This is a genomic window from Fumia xinanensis, assembly GCF_014384905.1.
GTDB classification, from domain to species: Bacteria; Bacillota; Clostridia; order Oscillospirales; family Ruminococcaceae; genus Fumia; species Fumia xinanensis.
In genome coordinates, this window is the sequence record NZ_JACRSV010000001.1 from 908,831 (window position 1) to 925,736 (window position 16,906).

Here is a 16,906-nt window from a genome sequence, read left to right on the forward strand (position 1 = left end):
TGCAAACACTCCTTTTGGTTGATGTGTTTCCTCTCAATTTAACACCCTTATTTTACCATATTTATTATGATGTAAGAAGTCCGGTTTTGCCGATTCATCGGCAAAATTGGGTATTTCATCCTCAAAGGGCTTCTTCAGCAATAAATGCAGTTCTACTGCATTTATTTTACCACAGTTAAAACCAATTGTAAATTTCTGCCGGGTGGTTTTCAAAAGGCGGTTGTTGTGGTATCATAAAAGAAATTTGTTTTCCAGAGAAAGGAATGTACATATATGTGGGCTTTTGAGTCAGTTTTTTATCAGATTTACCCCCTGGGTTTCTGCGGTGCGTCGGAGGAAAACGACGGTGTCACCGTCCCCCGCATCAAAAAGGCGCTGGAGTGGATCCCGCACTTAAAGCGCCTCCATGCCGGGGCTGTCTATTTTTGCCCGGTGTTTGAGTCCGACCGGCACGGCTACGACACCAGGGATTACCGCAAGCTCGACTGCCGCCTGGGGGAAAACAGCGACTTTAAAGAAGTCTGCGACGCGCTCCACCAAAACGGCATCAAAGTGGTGCTAGACGGTGTGTTCAACCACGTGGGGCGGGGGTTTTGGGCTTTTCAGGATGTCCTCAAAAATCGGGAAAATTCCCCCTACAAAGACTGGTTTTACCTGAATTTCGGCAGCAACAGCAACTATAACGACGGCCTTTGGTACGAGGGCTGGGAAGGGCATTTCGAGTTGGTGAAGCTCAATCTCCAAAACCCGGCGGTGGCGGATTACCTGCTCCAGTCGGTGGAGGGCTGGGTCAAAGAGTTTGACATCGACGGCCTGCGGCTGGACGTGGCCTACAGCTTGGACGAAAATTTTGTGCGGCGTCTCAGAAGCTTCTGTGATGGCCTGAAACCGGACTTTTTCCTGCTGGGGGAAATGCTCCACGGGGATTACACCCGGCTGATGAACGGCGAGATGCTCCACAGCGCCACCAACTACGAGTGCTACAAAGGGCTTTTCTCGGCCTTTAACAGCAAAAATCTCTTTGAGATTGCCCATTCGCTCCTGCGGCAGTTCGGACCGGAGCAGTGGACGCTCTACAAGGGCCAGCACCTTCTCAGCTTCGTGGACAACCACGATGTCACGAGAATTGCCTCGATTCTAGCCAATAAAGCCCACTTGACCCTCATATACGCCCTGATGTTCACCATGCCGGGTATTCCCTGTCTGTATTATGGCAGTGAGTGGGGAGCGGAGGGCCGGAAAGAGGACGGTGACAACGCCTTACGGCCTAGTTTTGACGGGCCTGATTGGACGGAACTGACGGATTTTATCGCCAGGCTCTCAGAAATCAAGGCAGGGGAGAAAGCCCTCTGTTATGGGGATTTTAACAAGGTGCTCCTGACAAACGAACAGTTTATTTTTGAGCGGCAGGCAGATGGGGAAAGGATTTTAGTCGCCCTTAACGCCGCTGATTCGGCCTTCGATGCCCATTTCGACGCAAAGACGGGGCGGGCCACCGACCTGCTCACCGGAAAGACCCACGATTTCGGCGGGGGAAGCACCCTTCCGCCCTATAGTGCAGCAATTTGGAAAGTGGAATGACATGGCGAAATAAATCACCCGGCCCGGCTTAAAAAGCCGGGCCGGGTGATCTACGTCCATCACGGAAACATTCTGTGTAGGGGGGCGATGTAAGCATCGCCCCCCTATGATTTCTCCGAAAAGGTTTGGGGACATAAGAGCGGGGCGAAGCGCGCCAGCGCGCAGCCCCGGATAAGCGACGAAGCAAAACCTATCCGTTTTACTACAAGCCCTAGAAAGGCACGAGGGGAGGTAGGGGCATCATCAAGCGAAGCTTGATGTAGCGACTACCTAGGATTCTAAGCGAAGCGCGGAGCCCTCCCCCCGCGGTCGGATTCTTAAGGGGCTGACAAGACAGCCCCTTAAGCCGCCTGCGGACTCAACGCCAAAGCGTTGGAGTCCGGCGGGAATCCCGGCGACGGAACGAAAAGAAAATGGTATCGGTGAAGAAGTAGAAAATTTTCAGTATTAGAATAAATATTTTCATAACCTCTTGACATTTGAAGTTCTAAAGTGTTATACTTATGAAGTTCCAAAGTGAGGTGATAAATTGGGAACAAAAAAGATGGGTCGCCCAACGGACAACCCCAAACCGCACCAGATGACTGTCAAATTCGATGAAGAGTGCAAAAATATCATTGAGGAGTACAGTGTACAAGAAAATGTATCAAAAATGGAAGCGGTAAGACGGGGAGTAAAGAAACTTGCGGTTGACCTCAAAAAATAAACGGAAGCGGCGCAACCTCGCAAAAGAACACGCCGCTCCCTACACGCCAACAACTTCGAAAGGAAATTGCCGCGTAAATATTATACCATGCGTTGCAAAACCTTTCAAGTGTGTTGGCAAAAAAGAAAGGATTTTTGCCATGATTATACGTCAGTTAAAGCACACCCAGTACGAAGATTTCTGCCATTCCCTCGGCAAAAGGGCCTACGCCCAGCCTCTGGACGCCTTCTACACCGTCACCATGCATGTGGACGATTGGGAGTACGCCGTCCGACTCCAGCCGGAGCGCCACAACAAAATCGCCGTGTTGCAGGCGCTCCAAATCGACCGGCGAGGCGATTCGCCCAACTTCGGCCTGATTACCGACGGCAAGCTCCTCTCCGCCTTCCTGGACCTCCTCCTTTGGCAGGGAATCCGCCGATAAAACAACCCGCCCCGCTTTCAAAGCAGGGCGGGTTTCGTTATATCAGGAACTGGAAGGGCCGGGAAATGAGGGAGGCAAGCCACATCAGCGTCCGTTTCCACCAGGGCACTTCAAGCGGCGTCACATCGGCGTTTTCCTCATAGCTGTTGTCGGACGAGACCGTCAGAGACTGGTTCCCGTAGCTGTCCATTGCCGCCTTTAGCTGCTCGTAGAACTCCGGGCTGTCAATGACGAGCATTGCTTCGGTGTCGATGTACATGCTCCGGTCGTCCAGGTTGAACGATCCTACCGCTGATAGCCGCCCGTCCATCAAAAAGGACTTACCGTGGATGGAATCCTCACTTTGTAATTCCCGGATGGTGATGCCGGTATCGATAAATTTCTTCCGATTTTCGATATAATTTGAAAAAGCGGGATAGTTTGGGGAAGAGGCAACCGAGTTTGTCTGTAAAATGACCTCCGGCAGGGTGGCGGCCATGCTTTTCATCACCGAAAGCAGGCGTTTGTTGGCGGTGCAGTAGGGGCTTTGCATGGTGACCGATTCCTTGGCGGTCAGTCCCAGATTTGCGAGCTGCACCCCTACCCAAGGCTCCTTGGGGCCGGCGTTTAGGGGATTATGTATCAGGGTGAGCTGTTTGGCAGGGACGGTGGAGTTTGCGTAGTCGTAGGGTTCCTCGCCATAAAGCTCCGGGCGCGCCGTCATGAGGGCTGCGCGAACTTCCTTTAACTCAGCCGCCGTTTCGTCTGCTTTTTGTTTCTGGCTTTCGGAAAGGGTGGGGAAGGGTTCTTTTACCGCCTCACAGCTCCAGATTTCGTTGAAATAGGCCTTTGCGTCAGAGAGAACGCTGTCGCCGCTCTGTTCCGCACCGGACGCGGTGTTGTAGACCACCACATCCCGGTCGTTGGTGACTTTTCCAGTGTAGCCTTCGGGGGCAAAATAGGCGTCGCCGATGTTGCGGCCTCCCAGAATCATCACCCGGTCGTCGCCGATGAGGATTTTATCGTGGAGCAGGGCGTTCCACTCCCAGGGCTTGTAAAAACAGAAAGGGTTGTAGACCCGATACTGGACGTTGGGATGAGCGCTCAAAGCATAGGCGATGCCCTTCCGGGAACCGCTGAGGCCTCCGACTTTGCCGTCTAAGACCACCCGGACCTGCACACCCCGGTCGGCGGCATCCAGCAGTTCGGCGAAAATTTGCTCCGACGTGATCCCGTCCTTGACGCAGTGGCAAACCAGATCAATAGAGGTCTGTGCCTCCCGGATGAGACGGATTCGGCTATCAAAACCCGATTGAGGCGATTCCGCCAAGGTCAGGCGGTCGACCCCCTGTTCGTCTGCGCCGTAAAAGCGGTTTACATCGAATTGGGGTTTCATTTCCTCCGAAACTTCTTTGGGGATGGCGTAGGGGATGATACCAAAGCTCACCGCGAAGAGCAGATACAGTCCGATCAGGACAAAAATGATTGTTTTAATTTTTTTGAGCACGTTTGTTCACTCCGTTTCTTTTTGAACACATCCATGATACCGCCCTTTTGGTAACGGACAACGGCTAAACTGTGAACTTGACATGAACACCGCTGGATGCACTTATCCCATCATATGAACAGAAACGGAAAACTAGTCCCTCCCCAGTGAATTTTTGGATAAAATGAAGACCACGGGACTTTTGCCCCGTGGTCTTCAAGAAGAGAAATATGGATGATAGCATATCATCATCGTCACAGCAGTTCTGTAACAGATTTTATTATATTATGAACATTAAACATATTCAAGTTTTTTTGTTAGATTTTGGCAAATTTGTTAAGAACAAAAAGGTATTTCTGTTTGATTTGCTCTGATTTTTTTGCTTGAAAAAGACAACCGCCCACCCAAGGTGGACGGTTGCGGACTTTACTGCTGAGAAGGGGAGTCTTCAGCGTGGATGCGTACCCCGTTCCAGGGGAGCCGTGTAGTCGGTTTGACACTGTCCAGGTTCGCAAGCACCCAATCGTGTTCCCCAGTGGTGATGATGGAGCCGCAGAACTCGCATTCCCCGGCGCTGGTCACCTTGCAGGGGGCTCCGCAGTTAGGACAGGACACGGTGGAGTGGTTGCTGGTGGCCGGATTTGTCAAAACGCCGGTCTTGCGTATAAAAGTCAGAAGGTAGTTCATAAAGCAGTCCCGGTTGGGATCGCCTTTTAGTACTTGTTTGGTATTTTCGTCGATGATGTAGTCCACCATCCGAGTCTGCATGTAAACCGTCAGGGTTTCGTATTGGGAATCCCGCTCATAGTTCACCATCCAGGCTTGGTTGACGTTGATTCGTTCCATAACATTGATACGGCCCAGGTTGATGTACTCCTGCAGCTGCATTTCATGTTGCCGGAACAGCTCTTCCTTTTCGAAGGGCCGGATTTTTGACCAGTCCCGGGCGGTCCAGGCCATCTGCATGGCGATGAACACTTCTTTGGTCCAGGCGATGAATTTGTCTTTGCTGAAGTTCTGGTCGTTTTTCTGGATGGCTGCGGTGATTTCTCCATCGCAGTTGGGGGGGACGGGAGCGGAAGCAGGCCGGTGATATTGGGGAGCAGTTCCGCCGCTTGTTTTTTTCTTGTTGGCGCTGATGACGATGGCCGCAATCACAATGAAAACGATCACAGCGACTGCCCATCCGCCGGGCCCTCCGTCGGAGCTTCCACCGCCTCCTCCATCAAAAAATATGAAACCACCGCCACCTCCGCCGCCATAGTTTCCGCCGCCGTAGTCATATCCGCCTCCGCCGTAGCCGCCGCCACCGTAATCGTTGTGGTTACCCACATCTACTGGGAGGGCATCCTGGGCCGAGGCCGCTGGCGCCAGTGCTCCAGCGAGGAGCAGTGCACAGCAGGCAATCAGTGCAAGGATCTTCTTTTTCATCGGAAACCTCCTGATATTGTTGTCAAGGCTCGCAAGGGCGTTTATTCCCGTTGCTATAAGCATCTTTATCCTACCAGAAATCAGTGGAAAAAGCAAGGAATAAAGGCGGCTGAAATACAAAAACCCCCTGCCTGGAAGGACAGGGGGTGCAACAGTCCAGCGGGAAGGCTGTTAGGAAGTGATGGATTGGATAAGTGTGATAAATTCCCGCTGAGACAGATTGCCAGATATGATTTGGTATCCGATGCCGCCGGAGACAAATTCAGCGGTATAGGTGTCGTTTTGGCCCGCTACCGACTTGCATCCGATTTGCATGGAAACACCGTTCAAGACGCTGCCTTGCCGGTTTGACATGGTGATAGAACGGAATTTGGGGATACCGATTTTGCTCATGGTAATGGTCAAAGAATAAGAGCCGTTTGAAAACTCAAATCCCACGCTGTCGTAATAAGGTTTTCCCTCTTTGTTGAACCAAACACTGAAAGGACCAGAAGAGGTAAGCTTAAGACCCTGCGGGAGAGGAAAGCTTTGAGGATCCTGGCCAAAATAGGCGACGGCATCCTCTGCAGTCCACTGCTTTTCCTCTACGGTTTCAGGATCGGTGATGGTCCAGCTGGAAACCGTCATGCTGGAAATAGGCTGGAAATACAGGGTGCTGTCACCAACCGTCACCACTGGAGCGGTCACACCGTCGGTGAGTTCATTGAGGGAAGGTATGGAGGATTCAGCCGTATTGCCAGGCATTCCGTTAGAGTCCGGCGGTGTATCATAGCTGGAATAGGGAGCGCTGTTCGCACCGGATGGTGGCTCGGTGCCTGAACTTTGTACGGGGGCGTCTGATGGCGAGCTGGGAGTTGAGGAATGTTCGCCGCTCGGCGCGCTGCTGGATGCAGCGGTGCTGCTGTCGCTGACGAGGGCAATTTCACTCAATGTGGGTAGCCGTTTACTGTAAAAAAGGGTAGGATACTGCAATTTGGAATCCGAACTGTTGCCGTCACTCAAAATATTCGGTTCCGATTGCTCCTCGGAATTTTTGCCGGAGGATTCCGGGGGCAACGGTGGATAAAGCGGCGGCTGAACCGCCGCTTTGGGAGGCTCCATTTTCGGACCGGATGGATTCGGGTTTGATTGGGTGCCTCCGGGTTCTTCCGTTCCTTGAGATTCTTCCCCGCCAGAAGGTTTTTCAGTGACAAAGTCACTGTGATTGCCTTCGGGGGAGACTCTGCTACCAGAATGGGGAAGACCTGACAAACTATCGTTAAAGTGGGGGAGAAGAGTTGTACCTGCCAGGACCAGAGCCAACCCGGCCAAAGCCGTGCTGTAGTGGAATACAGGACGTTTTTTAGTCGGAGCCTCTTTGGTCTGAATAGCGGCGCGCATTTTCGCTTTGGTATTTTCCAAAAGCTCGTCGCTGGGACGAATCCTGTCATTCATTGATTTCAGCAGGACAGGGAATGTTTTCATAGAGGTCTCCTTTCAGCTTTTCTTTGAGCATCTGCCGCGCCCGCATCAGCTGTGTCTTGACAGTGGCGGGTTTTCGCTTGAGGATGCGGCTGATCTCATTGATCGGCAAATCTTCGTAATAAAATAAGTGAAGTACCGTTCTATATTTAACGGGCAGTTCCATCAATAATTCGTGTAGGCCCAGTTCTTCTGAGGGCTCGAAAGGGGCAGGTTCCGTGTCTGCGATAGAGACGACTTTCTGTGACCAGGCGGAGCTGAAAAAACTGTTGGAGCAATTGATAGTAACCCGTATGAGCCAGGCTTTGCGGTGTTCTTCGGTTTCAAAATCCCGCTCTTTTTTTATGTATCGCAGAAATACTTCTTGAAAGATGTCATCTGCGTCGTTTTTATTCTTCACGCGGGAGAATGCCAGTCGGTATACCATATCGGCATATTTTTCGATTACCTCGTCCACACAATCGTTCGTACGCAACGATTGATTCGGCATAGGGCGAACCCCCTTTCAAGAGAAATACTTTAGAGCAACCAAAAAGGTGACAGTATTAGCAAAAAATCTGATAGTTTAAAATTATAACATGATTCGACAAAAGTGTCAATTGAATTGAGCGTAAGAAAACGGTATTTTCCAGAAAAATCGCATTACGTAACAATTTTTCTCAAAAAGTGTTGACAAGAATGATAAAAAGTGGTATTCTGATGCCGAAGGCAAAAGAAAGAGGCCGCGTAAAAAGCTTGCCGCTTTCCACCCGAGCCCCTGACTTTGAGCCATATTGCTATGACCTACTTCGCAACTAGAGCATAACACATGGCGCAGAAGTTGTCAAGGGGAAAACCGCATGAAGGAGGTGTCCCATTGTCTTTACATAACTGTGCGTCTATCTTCTTTTGTCTTATTTTTGACGAAAGAAGAGATGTGTTTGAGTGCGCTGTTTGATGAAATTTTATTAGCAAACGTAAATAAGGTTCAAGAGCGGATATCCGTCGCCTGCGCGTGGTTTTACGCCCGGTTTTTGGCGGACGACAGCGAGGACGAGATGCTTTTCCGCGCCAACAGGCTGCTGATCCCGCGCAAATACCCATTGCCGGAGCCTCAGGGCCCCCATGAAGCCGAACTTCTGGAAAGCCGTCAACATTCCCGCAAAAAAGCGCTTTTAAAAGCGCAGTTTTATGACATTGTCGAGGAATATGGCGAGCGGTTCCGAATGAATGGGGCACAGGCACCGCCTACAGTCGTAGAAGGGCTGAATAGCTGCGTTGATTCGTTTATCACAAACACGGTGGATCAGTTATCCCTTAAAATGCAGCAGGGATTTTTAAGGGGAGCCACTGTGGATCAGATGATCTCCACGCTGACCTTGGCTTTTGCCGACAAAGCCCAGCGATTTCACAGTCGGGTCAAAGATTTTTATACACAGGCCGCCTGGTACGGCGTTTTGCAATCTTACGATACAGGCCAGAGGTTTGTTTTCCAGGTGGACAAGCAGGATGGTACCTGTGAGCGCTGTTCCGCTCAAGGGGGAGTCATTTACACGGCGGATGAAATTATCCAAAACGATTTGCTGCCGCCCTTGCATCCAAACTGCCGATGTTCGATTCTGACCCTCGAACAGGCCCTGCAAATCGGCGGGGGCGGCGATATGAAGCAGGACCGGATACAACTGGGGATGGATGCCGGGGAACGGTCACAAAACAGTGTGTTAGAGCCGTTGATGCGCATTCCCAGCGATGCGGCGGACATGGTACACTCCTTTCAGTTGGCGCAGCTGGCGCGGCTTCAGAACGGGCAATATCTCGACTGGATCACAGCAGGAATCGTCAGCGGGTTCTGGGACGGGCTGGAAACGCGAGCGCAGACCATGCTGGACAATCCGACGCTTTATAACATCGGCAACTGGCTGACGCTGGGGTTGTTCGACGTCATCAAAGGCGCGCTGTTTCCCGAAGAACCGCTGTCCTTGCAGCACTGGCTGGACTCAGCGGGGCTGGCGGCGACGGCGTATGGGGGATACAAAACCTATCAGCAGGTCAAGCGCCTTTACAGTGAGAAGGGGAAACGAGGAAGCGCCGGGGGCTATGAAGCGCTGGATGATGTGGATGATGCGGCGCAAACTGTAGACGATACTAAGGTCGTAAAAAGTGGTTCAGTATCTCCATCACAAATAGCAAAAAGTTGGCAAGGGAAGGGAAACTATCCCGGGATTGATGAATATCAAGATATAATTGTGGAAAAAGAAGTTGTTTTATATAGAGGAGAACCGAATGGATCCGGTTATTTTACAACTAAACAGGCAATTGATGAATCTGGAAAAAATGCTACTAAATTATTTGAAGGATTGCAAGTTGAAAAACATCCTATTTATGGCTATAGAAAAAATATGCAAGGATACAAAGCTATGATAGATATTGAAGCAGCTTATGGCATAGTAAAAGCAAATCCACAATTTGGAAACGGAGGGTTGCCACAAATATTTATTCCCAATATTCACGAACTGATCCAAAAAGGGTATTTAAAACCCGTTGAAACCATTACGTTATATTAGGAGAAAAACGATGATTAATTTAAAAACAGGAGAACTTATAGCAAGTAAAGACCTGGTATTTAAACCAGGATACACTTTTGAGGAATTTAGCCGTTCAAAGTATTATGATAATCAGGATGCCATAAAGGCAATATACCTCAAGAATATTTTTGAAATTGACAGCCATAAATACCTCATACATTTTTTCTTCCGAAATAAAATAATTTATGCAGTTAGTTTGGTGTGTGTTGATGTAGATTTTTCGTATGAAGATGAGGTTGAAAGAAAATTACTTCATGACAAAATACTCAATCAAAATAATATTGAAGTAAAAAATCAATATATATGGGGTAGTATACAGTCTGAATTTGACCAGAGAAGTAATTGTAGCGAAATTTTAGTGATCTATAACTGATTATTTCAAAAAATACAAGCAGCTATGTTGCATATGCCATAGCTTCCTTATCCATTTGCTGTTTCCCGAAGAACCGCTGTCCCTGCAGCACTGGCTGGATTCAGCGGGGCTGGCGGCGACGGCGTATGGGGGATACAAGGCATCTGGCATGGTACGTTCCTATTACGAGAATAAGAAGTATTTAGGGAGCAATGAGATTAGCGTCGGAAAAGCCAATGCATCCATAGCACAGTATGGAGATGATTTTGGTAAGATGGGTATTTATGTTGAAAAACCTGATATCAAGATAGATTGGAACCAGTATGCTGAACATGGTATGGAACGTATGAATCAAAGAGGATTATCCCATGAATTTGTAGAAAGTTTTATACAAAATGGCAAGGTTTTATCTCAAAACTCTGGCAGCAAATTTGCTTATGTTACGAAAGTAAGTAAAGAAGGAAAATTAATTACGACGTGGGGAAGCGCTCAGTTCGATGATTCTATGCTAGAAATCATATCTAAACTATTTGAGGAGTAAAAAATATGAATAAAGATATTATCAAAATTATAAATGAATGGGATCCAATTGATTTATTTCCATTAGCTCCAGATAATGAGTATGAGGCAGAAGCAGAAAAAATAATTAAATTTATTGATGATAAAAAGAACGTTAGCGTTGGATTGCTGGCCTCAACAATAAATGCCATTTTTTTGAATGCATTTGGTTCTAATATTTATAATTCCGAAATTACTGATTGCATAACAGTAGCAACGAAGATTTTAGCGCTAAGAAAATAGATATTTGAAAAAGAAGCTATGCTGCGTATAGCATAGCTTCTTCGTTACTCCCTTGAAGAACCGCTGTCCCTGCAGCACTGGCTGGATTCAGCGGGGCTGGCGGCGACGGCGTATGGGGCGTACAAAGCGCCGGACATGGTAAATTCCTACTACAAGGGAAAGAGGGTTGTTGAGAGCAGTGAGGTCAAGGGTGGAGGCGCCGGTGTTTCCAAAGGAACCAGCAGCCTGAAACCGCAGGATCTACTGGACGAATTGGCTGAAAGCGGTGTCAAGTATAATCTGGACGATGTGATTGCAGTAACCAAAACAGTTGATGGAAAGCTTGTCTGGTTAGAAAAAGGGAATGCGCAGTCGGGACTATTACACATCCTAGAAAAGCATGCTAAAGATTTTGCATTGCGAAATATTGAAGATGTTCCACAAGTATTGAAAGAAGTCTTAGAATCTGCTCCGGTTAAAACAGGCAGTAGCGCCAGGGGGCTGTTTGCTGATTATGTATATAATGGCAGTACATATAGAGTTGCTTATGGAACGAACGGATATATTGTTTCATTTTATCCACTTAAGAAATAGAGCATTAGTATTAATTTCAGTGAAAAAGGAGTAAAAGTAATGTATAAAGTAATCAAAATTATAGATTCGCAAGCTACTAGAGATATAGAATTAAAGAATCAGGCGACAGGGACTGTAGATTTATGTTTTGATGATTCGGCACTTGTTAGTATTGATAACTTTGAGTTCATGGAAGAAGGAGAAAAGTATAATTGCAAAATTGCATTATTTGGAAAAGTTGTTGAGGATAGAACACCAGAAAGCATTATGTGCAAGGCTATTAATGAAGATGTTATGATAGGCAACTGTCACTTAATTGAAGTTTTGGTGGAAAAAGACATTTACTATATTTTTACGGACAATTTACAAAACTGTGGTGATTCGTTCTATTTCTATTTTACACGGAAGGATCTGATACAGGTAAATGATAGGATACATCCGGACTTATTGCCATAAAATCAATCAGACCAAAAGGCAATGATTTACCCTCATCGCCTGTTTCAGTGCTTATTGCCTGAAAGAACCGCTGTCTTTGCAGCACTGGCTGGTTCAGCGGGGCTGGCGGCGACGGCGTATGGGGGATACAAAACCTATCAGCAGGTCAAGCCCCTTTACAGTGAGAAGGGGAAACGAGGAAGCGCCGGAGTTTATCAAGCGCTGGATGATAAGGCAACAAGTTCGTTTAACGATACCTATGATGCTACAGATGCGGTTCTAAATAGTGAAAATTCATCCAAACAATTGGTGTTAAAGGGAACAGAATATTCTGCAGAATATGTACAGAAACTTAAGAATACTTACAGAATATTTATCGATAATGGGTATGAAGTGAGCGAACATGGATTGAATAGAATATTAGGCAGAATACATAAAGGATAAATCGGTTCTTATTGAAGAGGTAGTCGATGTTTTAAAAACAGGTACAAAATATACTGATACGGTAAATGGGGGTACAGTTATATTTAAAAACGGTATTTCCGTACATATTGCAGAAGATAATTTTATTAAATTTGAGATTTTAGATGAAATTAATTTAATCTGCGATTCATATGAAAAAGATGCTGAAATAAGAAAAATAGATCAATATTGTCTTGGAGAAGATGAAGTAAAAGAAAAAGTTTTTAATTATTATATGCAATTGGCAAGTTTTAGTTCATATGGAAATGGATAAAGACGCTATGGCATAGCTTCTTTATCCATTTGCTTTTCCTCAAAGAGCCGTTATCCTAGCAGCCTGGGCGGATTCGACGATACAGCCTTTAGTTAGAAAAAATCCCTCCGTTTTAAACGGAGGGATTTTTGTCACAATCAGTCGTCGATGTTGGGGTCCATCGCGGCATCGAAAATTTCAAGCGCCTTGGGAGAAGGCTGTTTGTCGAGAAGCGAGCCCACGAGACAGGCTAACAAACCCACCACAAAGCCAGGGAGCAGGGCGTAGATACCAGTTGCAGTTGCAAAGCAGAGCCAGAGCACTACAGTAGCGCCGCCACAGACGATACCGGCTACAGCGCCTTTGTAAGTAAAACGCTTCCAATAGAGCGACAGGACGATAACGGGGCCGAATGCGGCTCCAAAGCCTGCCCAGGCGTTTTCCACCAAGTTCATAATGCTGCCGGCATTGGGGTTAATGGCAATGAAGAATGCGATAATGGCAATCACGGCAACCACCAGGCGTCCGACCCACAAAAGCTCTTTGTCCGAGGCTTTTTTGCGAATAATGGGCTTATAGATGTCACTGGTAAAGGCGGAGGAAGCTACTAAGAGCTGAGAGTCGGCGGTACTCATCGAAGCGGCCAGAATGGCTGAGAGGAGGATACCGGCGATAAAGCCGGGGAAAATCCGCACCATCTGGATGAACACTTCCTCGCTGTTTCCGCTGATGAGCTCCGGCAGGTAAGCCCGGCCGATAACACCGATGCAGGCCGCTGCTGCCAGGGTGATGACCACCCAGGTAGTGGCGATCCGGCGGGATTTTTTGATCATCTTGCTATTTTTGATAGCCATATACCGGATGAGGATGTGGGGCATGCCGCAGTAGCCAAGACCCCATGCCAGACCGGAGACGATTTCCGAAACGCTGCCCCAATCCAGTTTGCCGGTGGGGAGGAAATTAAAGTAGTTTGGAACCTCCGCCGTGATATTTCCAAAGTTCAAATCGTTGGTGAAGAACACCACCGCCGGTACTACAACAATAGCCACCAACATCAAAAGTCCCTGGAAAAAGTCGGTCCAGCAGACCGCTTTAAAGCCGCCGGTGAAGGTGTAGACCAAAATGATGATGCCGAAAATAATCATCGAAGGCACCAAGTCCAGACCTAGTACCTTATTAAAGAGAATTCCGCCCGCTTTGAAGCCGGAGGCTACATAGACGGTGAAGCAGACAAAAAAGACGAAGGCGCTAATGACCTGGAGCGCCTTGCTAGACGAGGCCAGCCGGTTGTTTAAGTATTGAGGAATCGTGATGGAATCACCTGCCGCACGGGAAAACCGACGCAGACGCCCGGCAACCAGCAGCCAGGAAAGATAGCTTCCGATGGCAAGGCCGATGGCGATCCACACCTTGCCGAAGCCGGCCGCTAAAATCGAGCCGGGGAGGCCCATCAAAAGCCAGCCGCTCATATCAGAGGCTTGGGCGCTCAGGGCTGTGACCCAGGGACCCATGCTCCGCCCGCCGAGAAAGTAATCCTTTTCGCCGGAGTCCTTGGATTTCTTGAAAAAGACAAATCCAATGACGAGCATGAGGACAAAATACAGAATAAATGCCAACAATTCACCTACATTAACTTGCAAAGGTTCCAACTCCTTTTGTCGATTCTAAAGTAAATTTTCCCGTTTTACCCAAATTTGAGGCAAAGGGCAAAGATTTTTCATACCCGGGAGAATGAATCCGGGAATCCGCTCAAAATCATCAGGAAAATTCATCTTATCTTCATATAATAACTGATTTTCGTTCAAAAGGCAAGCACAAATTGGGATTTCAGTCAATTTATGGCAGAGCGGGCCGATTTTCCAGCAACCCGATCCACCGCAGCAGAGAAACACAGTCGAAAAAGCCCTGGCGGTAGGTACAGTCCTCATCAAAGGAGCGGAGCCAATTAGACACCTCTTCAAATCGGAAGATGAGGGATTCTCTTTCCTCGGGGAGGTATTTGCCGATCTTTTTCATCAGCTGGGAGTAATCGGCGTCTTTTTGCTTATATTCCGGGCTGTTTTTGCGCATCTCCATGGCGTAGTCGCTGGAGCAGACGGAACAGGCGGCTTCCAGTTGGTCAATAAAAGTGGTTTTCATAGAAAATCCTCCTTCAAAACGGTAAAAATGGCAATCGTTTCCCACAACCGCTTGAAAAGAGGAGGTACATGATGTATAATATTTCATGTACACTGCTTTTCAAGCGGCTGTGCCTTTGGGGGAAGCGGCGGATTCTTGCTAGGGAAGCGCCGCTTCTTCTCATTTTTTAAAGAGCTCATCATAGATTTTTTCCACACCGTAGCGGAGCAGTTCCGACCGGTTCATGTCCAGCCTTTCTGCGCACCAGTCAATTTTTTTCATGGTGATTACATCGACCCGGATACGGACGAGCTGATCTTTGGGATACTCTGGATGAGGCCCTGGTTTTTGTCGTGCCACTAAAATAACACCTCCTTAAGTAGCTACAAGTTTGTTATATAATTTGTTACTACATGTTATCAATAGCTTTTTAGAAATTTATTTCCGACACCGCAACATCGTACAAGACCCCTATGCCCGCCCGGTGGTATGATGGGGAAAACGAAGGGGGCAGACGACTTGGCAGGCGAGATGCGCACCGTTCATTACGACGAACAGCTTAAAATCGAAACTTACACCTTCCGCGGGGTGATGCAGCAGTTTCCCAACCACTTCCACGAGTACTACGTCCTTGGGTTTATCGAAGACGGGCGGCGGCATTTGACCTGCGGCGGAAAGGAATACATCGTCGGCAGCGGCGACCTTCTGATGATTTCCCCTCAGGAACCCCACACCTGCCGCCAGCTGGACGAGCGCCCCTTGGACTACCGCTGCCTCAACATCCCTGTCGCCGTCATGGAGAAAACGGCAGAGGAAATCACTGGGACGGCCTTTGAGCCCCGTTTCTGCTCCCCGGTGGCATACAAAAGCGAGCTGGCCCCCGTCCTGCGGGAGCTCCACGGTATGATTGAGGCGGGGGAGGGCGGCCTGCAAAAAGAGGAGCTTTTCTTTCTGCTCATCGAACAGGTTTTGGAAGAACATATGGCTCCCGCCGTAAAGCCGGGGTCTATCGGGCTTTCCGAGCCCATGCAGAAGGTGCGAGACTATCTGGACACTCACTACCAGAGTTCGGTCACCCTCGACGAGCTGGCCCAGACCGTCCATCTGAGCAAATACCACCTGATCCGGTCGTTTACCAAAGAGCAGGGGATTTCTCCCTACAGCTATCTGGAGGCGGTGCGGATCGGCAAGGCCAAGGTACTCCTGGAACAGGGAACCCTCCCCATCGAGGCGGCCATGGCCTGCGGCTTTACCGACCAGAGCCATTTTACCAATTTTTTCAAGCGCCTCATTGGGCTGACACCCCATCAATACCGGAAGATTTTCCAGTGACAACATGGCTTTAAGGCCGGAAAGGACTTCGTACCCATGAATCAGAAAACCGCCGCAGGGCATATCATCGCCCTGTTCACCATCCTCGTCTGGGGAACCACTTTTATCTCCTCCAAAATCCTTCTCAGGGACTTTTCCCCGGTGGAAATCCTCTTTGTCCGATTCGTCATCGGGTTTGCGGCCCTCTTTTTCTTTTATCCTCACCGGTTCAGGCCCCGGGAACGAAAGCACGAGCTCTACTTCATGGCGGCAGGGCTCTGCGGCACGACCCTTTACTACCTGATGGAGAACATCGCGTTGACCTATTCCTTTGCCTCCAACATCGGTGTCATCGTTTCCATCGCGCCCTTCTTCACCGCTATTTTCGCCCACTTTTTCCTGTACGGTGAGCGGCTGCGGCCTCAGTTTTTCATGGGTTTTGTGGCGGCGATTTCCGGTATCGTGCTCATCAGCTTCAATGGCAGCACCGTCTTAAAGCTGAATCCCTTGGGCGATTTGCTGGCCGTTTTGGCCGCGGCGGTTTGGGGCGTTTATTCGATACTTGTCCGCAAAATCGCCGACTTCGGCTACAACACCGTCCAGACCACCCGGCGGATTTTCTTTTACGGCATCGTGTTTATGATCCCGGCCCTGTTCTTCATGGACTTCAGCCCCGACTGGGCGCTGTTTTTAAAGCCCCTGAATTTTTTTAATATGCTGTTTCTCGGCATTGTGGCGTCGGCGGTCTGTTTTGTCACCTGGAATCTGGCGACCAAGTATATCGGGGCCGTCAAAACCAGCGTCTATATCTACTTCACCCCGGTGGTCACCATCATCACTTCTGCCCTGGTCCTCAAGGAGAAAATCACCGCCGTAGCCCTCATCGGGACGGTGCTGACTTTGTTCGGGCTGGTGCTGTCGGAGATTCCGCTGCCCTTTGGGCGAAAAGGGCAGCGGGAGTGAGCCTTATTGCGGCAGCCCGTGAGGTGC

19 protein-coding genes are annotated in these 16,906 nt (G+C 48.7%); 12 read left to right on the forward strand and 7 right to left on the reverse strand.

Annotation, left to right across the window (positions count from 1 at the left end; genetic code table 11):
- Positions 1-273: 273 nt before the first annotated feature.
- The 3 genes from H8710_RS04255 (at position 274) to H8710_RS04265 (ending at position 2,711) form a co-directional block, all read left to right on the forward strand.
- Positions 274-1,581 carry an alpha-amylase family glycosyl hydrolase gene (locus tag H8710_RS04255; RefSeq protein WP_249294178.1) on the forward strand — a complete coding sequence of 436 codons (1,308 nt, stop codon included), beginning with the start codon at positions 274-276 and terminating at the stop codon, positions 1,579-1,581.
- A 529-nt stretch (positions 1,582-2,110) separates the two neighbouring features.
- A complete protein-coding gene (locus H8710_RS04260) occupies positions 2,111-2,287 on the forward strand; it encodes a ribbon-helix-helix domain-containing protein (RefSeq protein ID WP_249294179.1) in 177 nt (58 codons plus the stop codon).
- Between the two features lie 139 nt (positions 2,288-2,426).
- Entirely contained in the window at positions 2,427-2,711 is a 285-nt protein-coding gene (locus H8710_RS04265) for a hypothetical protein (protein ID WP_249294180.1), read from the forward strand.
- Between the two features lie 37 nt (positions 2,712-2,748).
- On the opposite strand, the gene H8710_RS04270 is transcribed toward H8710_RS04265, so the two are convergent.
- The 4 genes from H8710_RS04270 to H8710_RS04285 form a co-directional block, all read right to left on the reverse strand.
- Positions 2,749-4,197 (reverse strand): phospholipase D-like domain-containing protein, encoded by a 1,449-nt coding sequence (locus H8710_RS04270; protein ID WP_249294181.1) that lies wholly within the window; start codon positions 4,195-4,197, stop codon positions 2,749-2,751.
- A 405-nt stretch (positions 4,198-4,602) separates the two neighbouring features.
- Positions 4,603-5,607 (reverse strand): Tim44 domain-containing protein, encoded by a 1,005-nt coding sequence (locus H8710_RS04275; RefSeq protein ID WP_283242764.1) that lies wholly within the window; start codon positions 5,605-5,607, stop codon positions 4,603-4,605.
- A gap of 171 nt (positions 5,608-5,778) precedes the next feature.
- Positions 5,779-7,071: a hypothetical protein gene (locus tag H8710_RS04280; protein WP_249294183.1), complete on the reverse strand. Its 1,293-nt coding sequence runs from the start codon at positions 7,069-7,071 to the stop codon at positions 5,779-5,781.
- Positions 7,034-7,558 (reverse strand): RNA polymerase sigma factor, encoded by a 525-nt coding sequence (locus tag H8710_RS04285; protein WP_249294184.1) that lies wholly within the window; start codon positions 7,556-7,558, stop codon positions 7,034-7,036. The genes H8710_RS04280 and H8710_RS04285 overlap by 38 nt, the downstream gene beginning before the upstream one ends.
- 547 nt (positions 7,559-8,105) lie before the next feature.
- Here H8710_RS04285 and H8710_RS04290 point away from each other — a divergent pair.
- The 7 genes from H8710_RS04290 (at position 8,106) to H8710_RS04320 (ending at position 12,216) form a co-directional block, all read left to right on the forward strand.
- Positions 8,106-9,611: a phage minor head protein gene (locus H8710_RS04290; RefSeq protein WP_249294185.1), complete on the forward strand. Its 1,506-nt coding sequence runs from the start codon at positions 8,106-8,108 to the stop codon at positions 9,609-9,611.
- A gap of 10 nt (positions 9,612-9,621) precedes the next feature.
- A complete protein-coding gene (locus tag H8710_RS04295; protein ID WP_249294186.1) occupies positions 9,622-10,005 on the forward strand; it encodes a hypothetical protein in 384 nt (127 codons plus the stop codon).
- Positions 10,006-10,060: 55 nt separating this feature from the next.
- A complete protein-coding gene (locus H8710_RS04300; protein WP_249294187.1) occupies positions 10,061-10,525 on the forward strand; it encodes a hypothetical protein in 465 nt (154 codons plus the stop codon).
- Between the two features lie 5 nt (positions 10,526-10,530).
- Complete coding sequence (locus H8710_RS04305) at positions 10,531-10,785, forward strand: DUF1871 family protein (protein ID WP_249294188.1); 255 nt, start codon at positions 10,531-10,533, stop codon at positions 10,783-10,785.
- 135 nt (positions 10,786-10,920) lie between these two features.
- Entirely contained in the window at positions 10,921-11,358 is a 438-nt protein-coding gene (locus tag H8710_RS04310; RefSeq protein ID WP_249294189.1) for a hypothetical protein, read from the forward strand.
- A 39-nt stretch (positions 11,359-11,397) separates the two neighbouring features.
- Entirely contained in the window at positions 11,398-11,793 is a 396-nt protein-coding gene (locus H8710_RS04315; RefSeq protein WP_249294190.1) for a hypothetical protein, read from the forward strand.
- Between the two features lie 21 nt (positions 11,794-11,814).
- Positions 11,815-12,216, forward strand: coding sequence for a hypothetical protein (locus H8710_RS04320; RefSeq protein WP_249294191.1), 402 nt, complete (start codon positions 11,815-11,817; stop codon positions 12,214-12,216).
- Positions 12,217-12,645: 429 nt separating this feature from the next.
- On the opposite strand, the gene putP is transcribed toward H8710_RS04320, so the two are convergent.
- From putP to H8710_RS04335, 3 genes are all read right to left on the reverse strand, one after another.
- Complete coding sequence (gene putP / locus H8710_RS04325) at positions 12,646-14,127, reverse strand: sodium/proline symporter PutP (protein ID WP_283242765.1); 1,482 nt, start codon at positions 14,125-14,127, stop codon at positions 12,646-12,648.
- A gap of 196 nt (positions 14,128-14,323) precedes the next feature.
- Entirely contained in the window at positions 14,324-14,626 is a 303-nt protein-coding gene (locus H8710_RS04330) for a hypothetical protein (RefSeq protein WP_249294192.1), read from the reverse strand.
- Between the two features lie 159 nt (positions 14,627-14,785).
- The gene (locus H8710_RS04335) at positions 14,786-14,965 is read right to left on the reverse strand and encodes a hypothetical protein (protein ID WP_249294193.1); all 180 of its coding nucleotides are present in this window, start codon (positions 14,963-14,965) and stop codon (positions 14,786-14,788) included.
- A 159-nt stretch (positions 14,966-15,124) separates the two neighbouring features.
- Between H8710_RS04335 and H8710_RS04340 the strand changes: the two genes are divergently transcribed.
- Positions 15,125-15,937, forward strand: a complete 813-nt coding sequence (locus H8710_RS04340) for a helix-turn-helix domain-containing protein (RefSeq protein WP_249294714.1) — start codon at positions 15,125-15,127, stop codon at positions 15,935-15,937.
- Positions 15,938-15,973: 36 nt separating this feature from the next.
- A complete protein-coding gene (locus H8710_RS04345) occupies positions 15,974-16,879 on the forward strand; it encodes a DMT family transporter (protein ID WP_249294194.1) in 906 nt (301 codons plus the stop codon).
- The last annotated feature ends 27 nt before the right edge of the window (positions 16,880-16,906 follow it).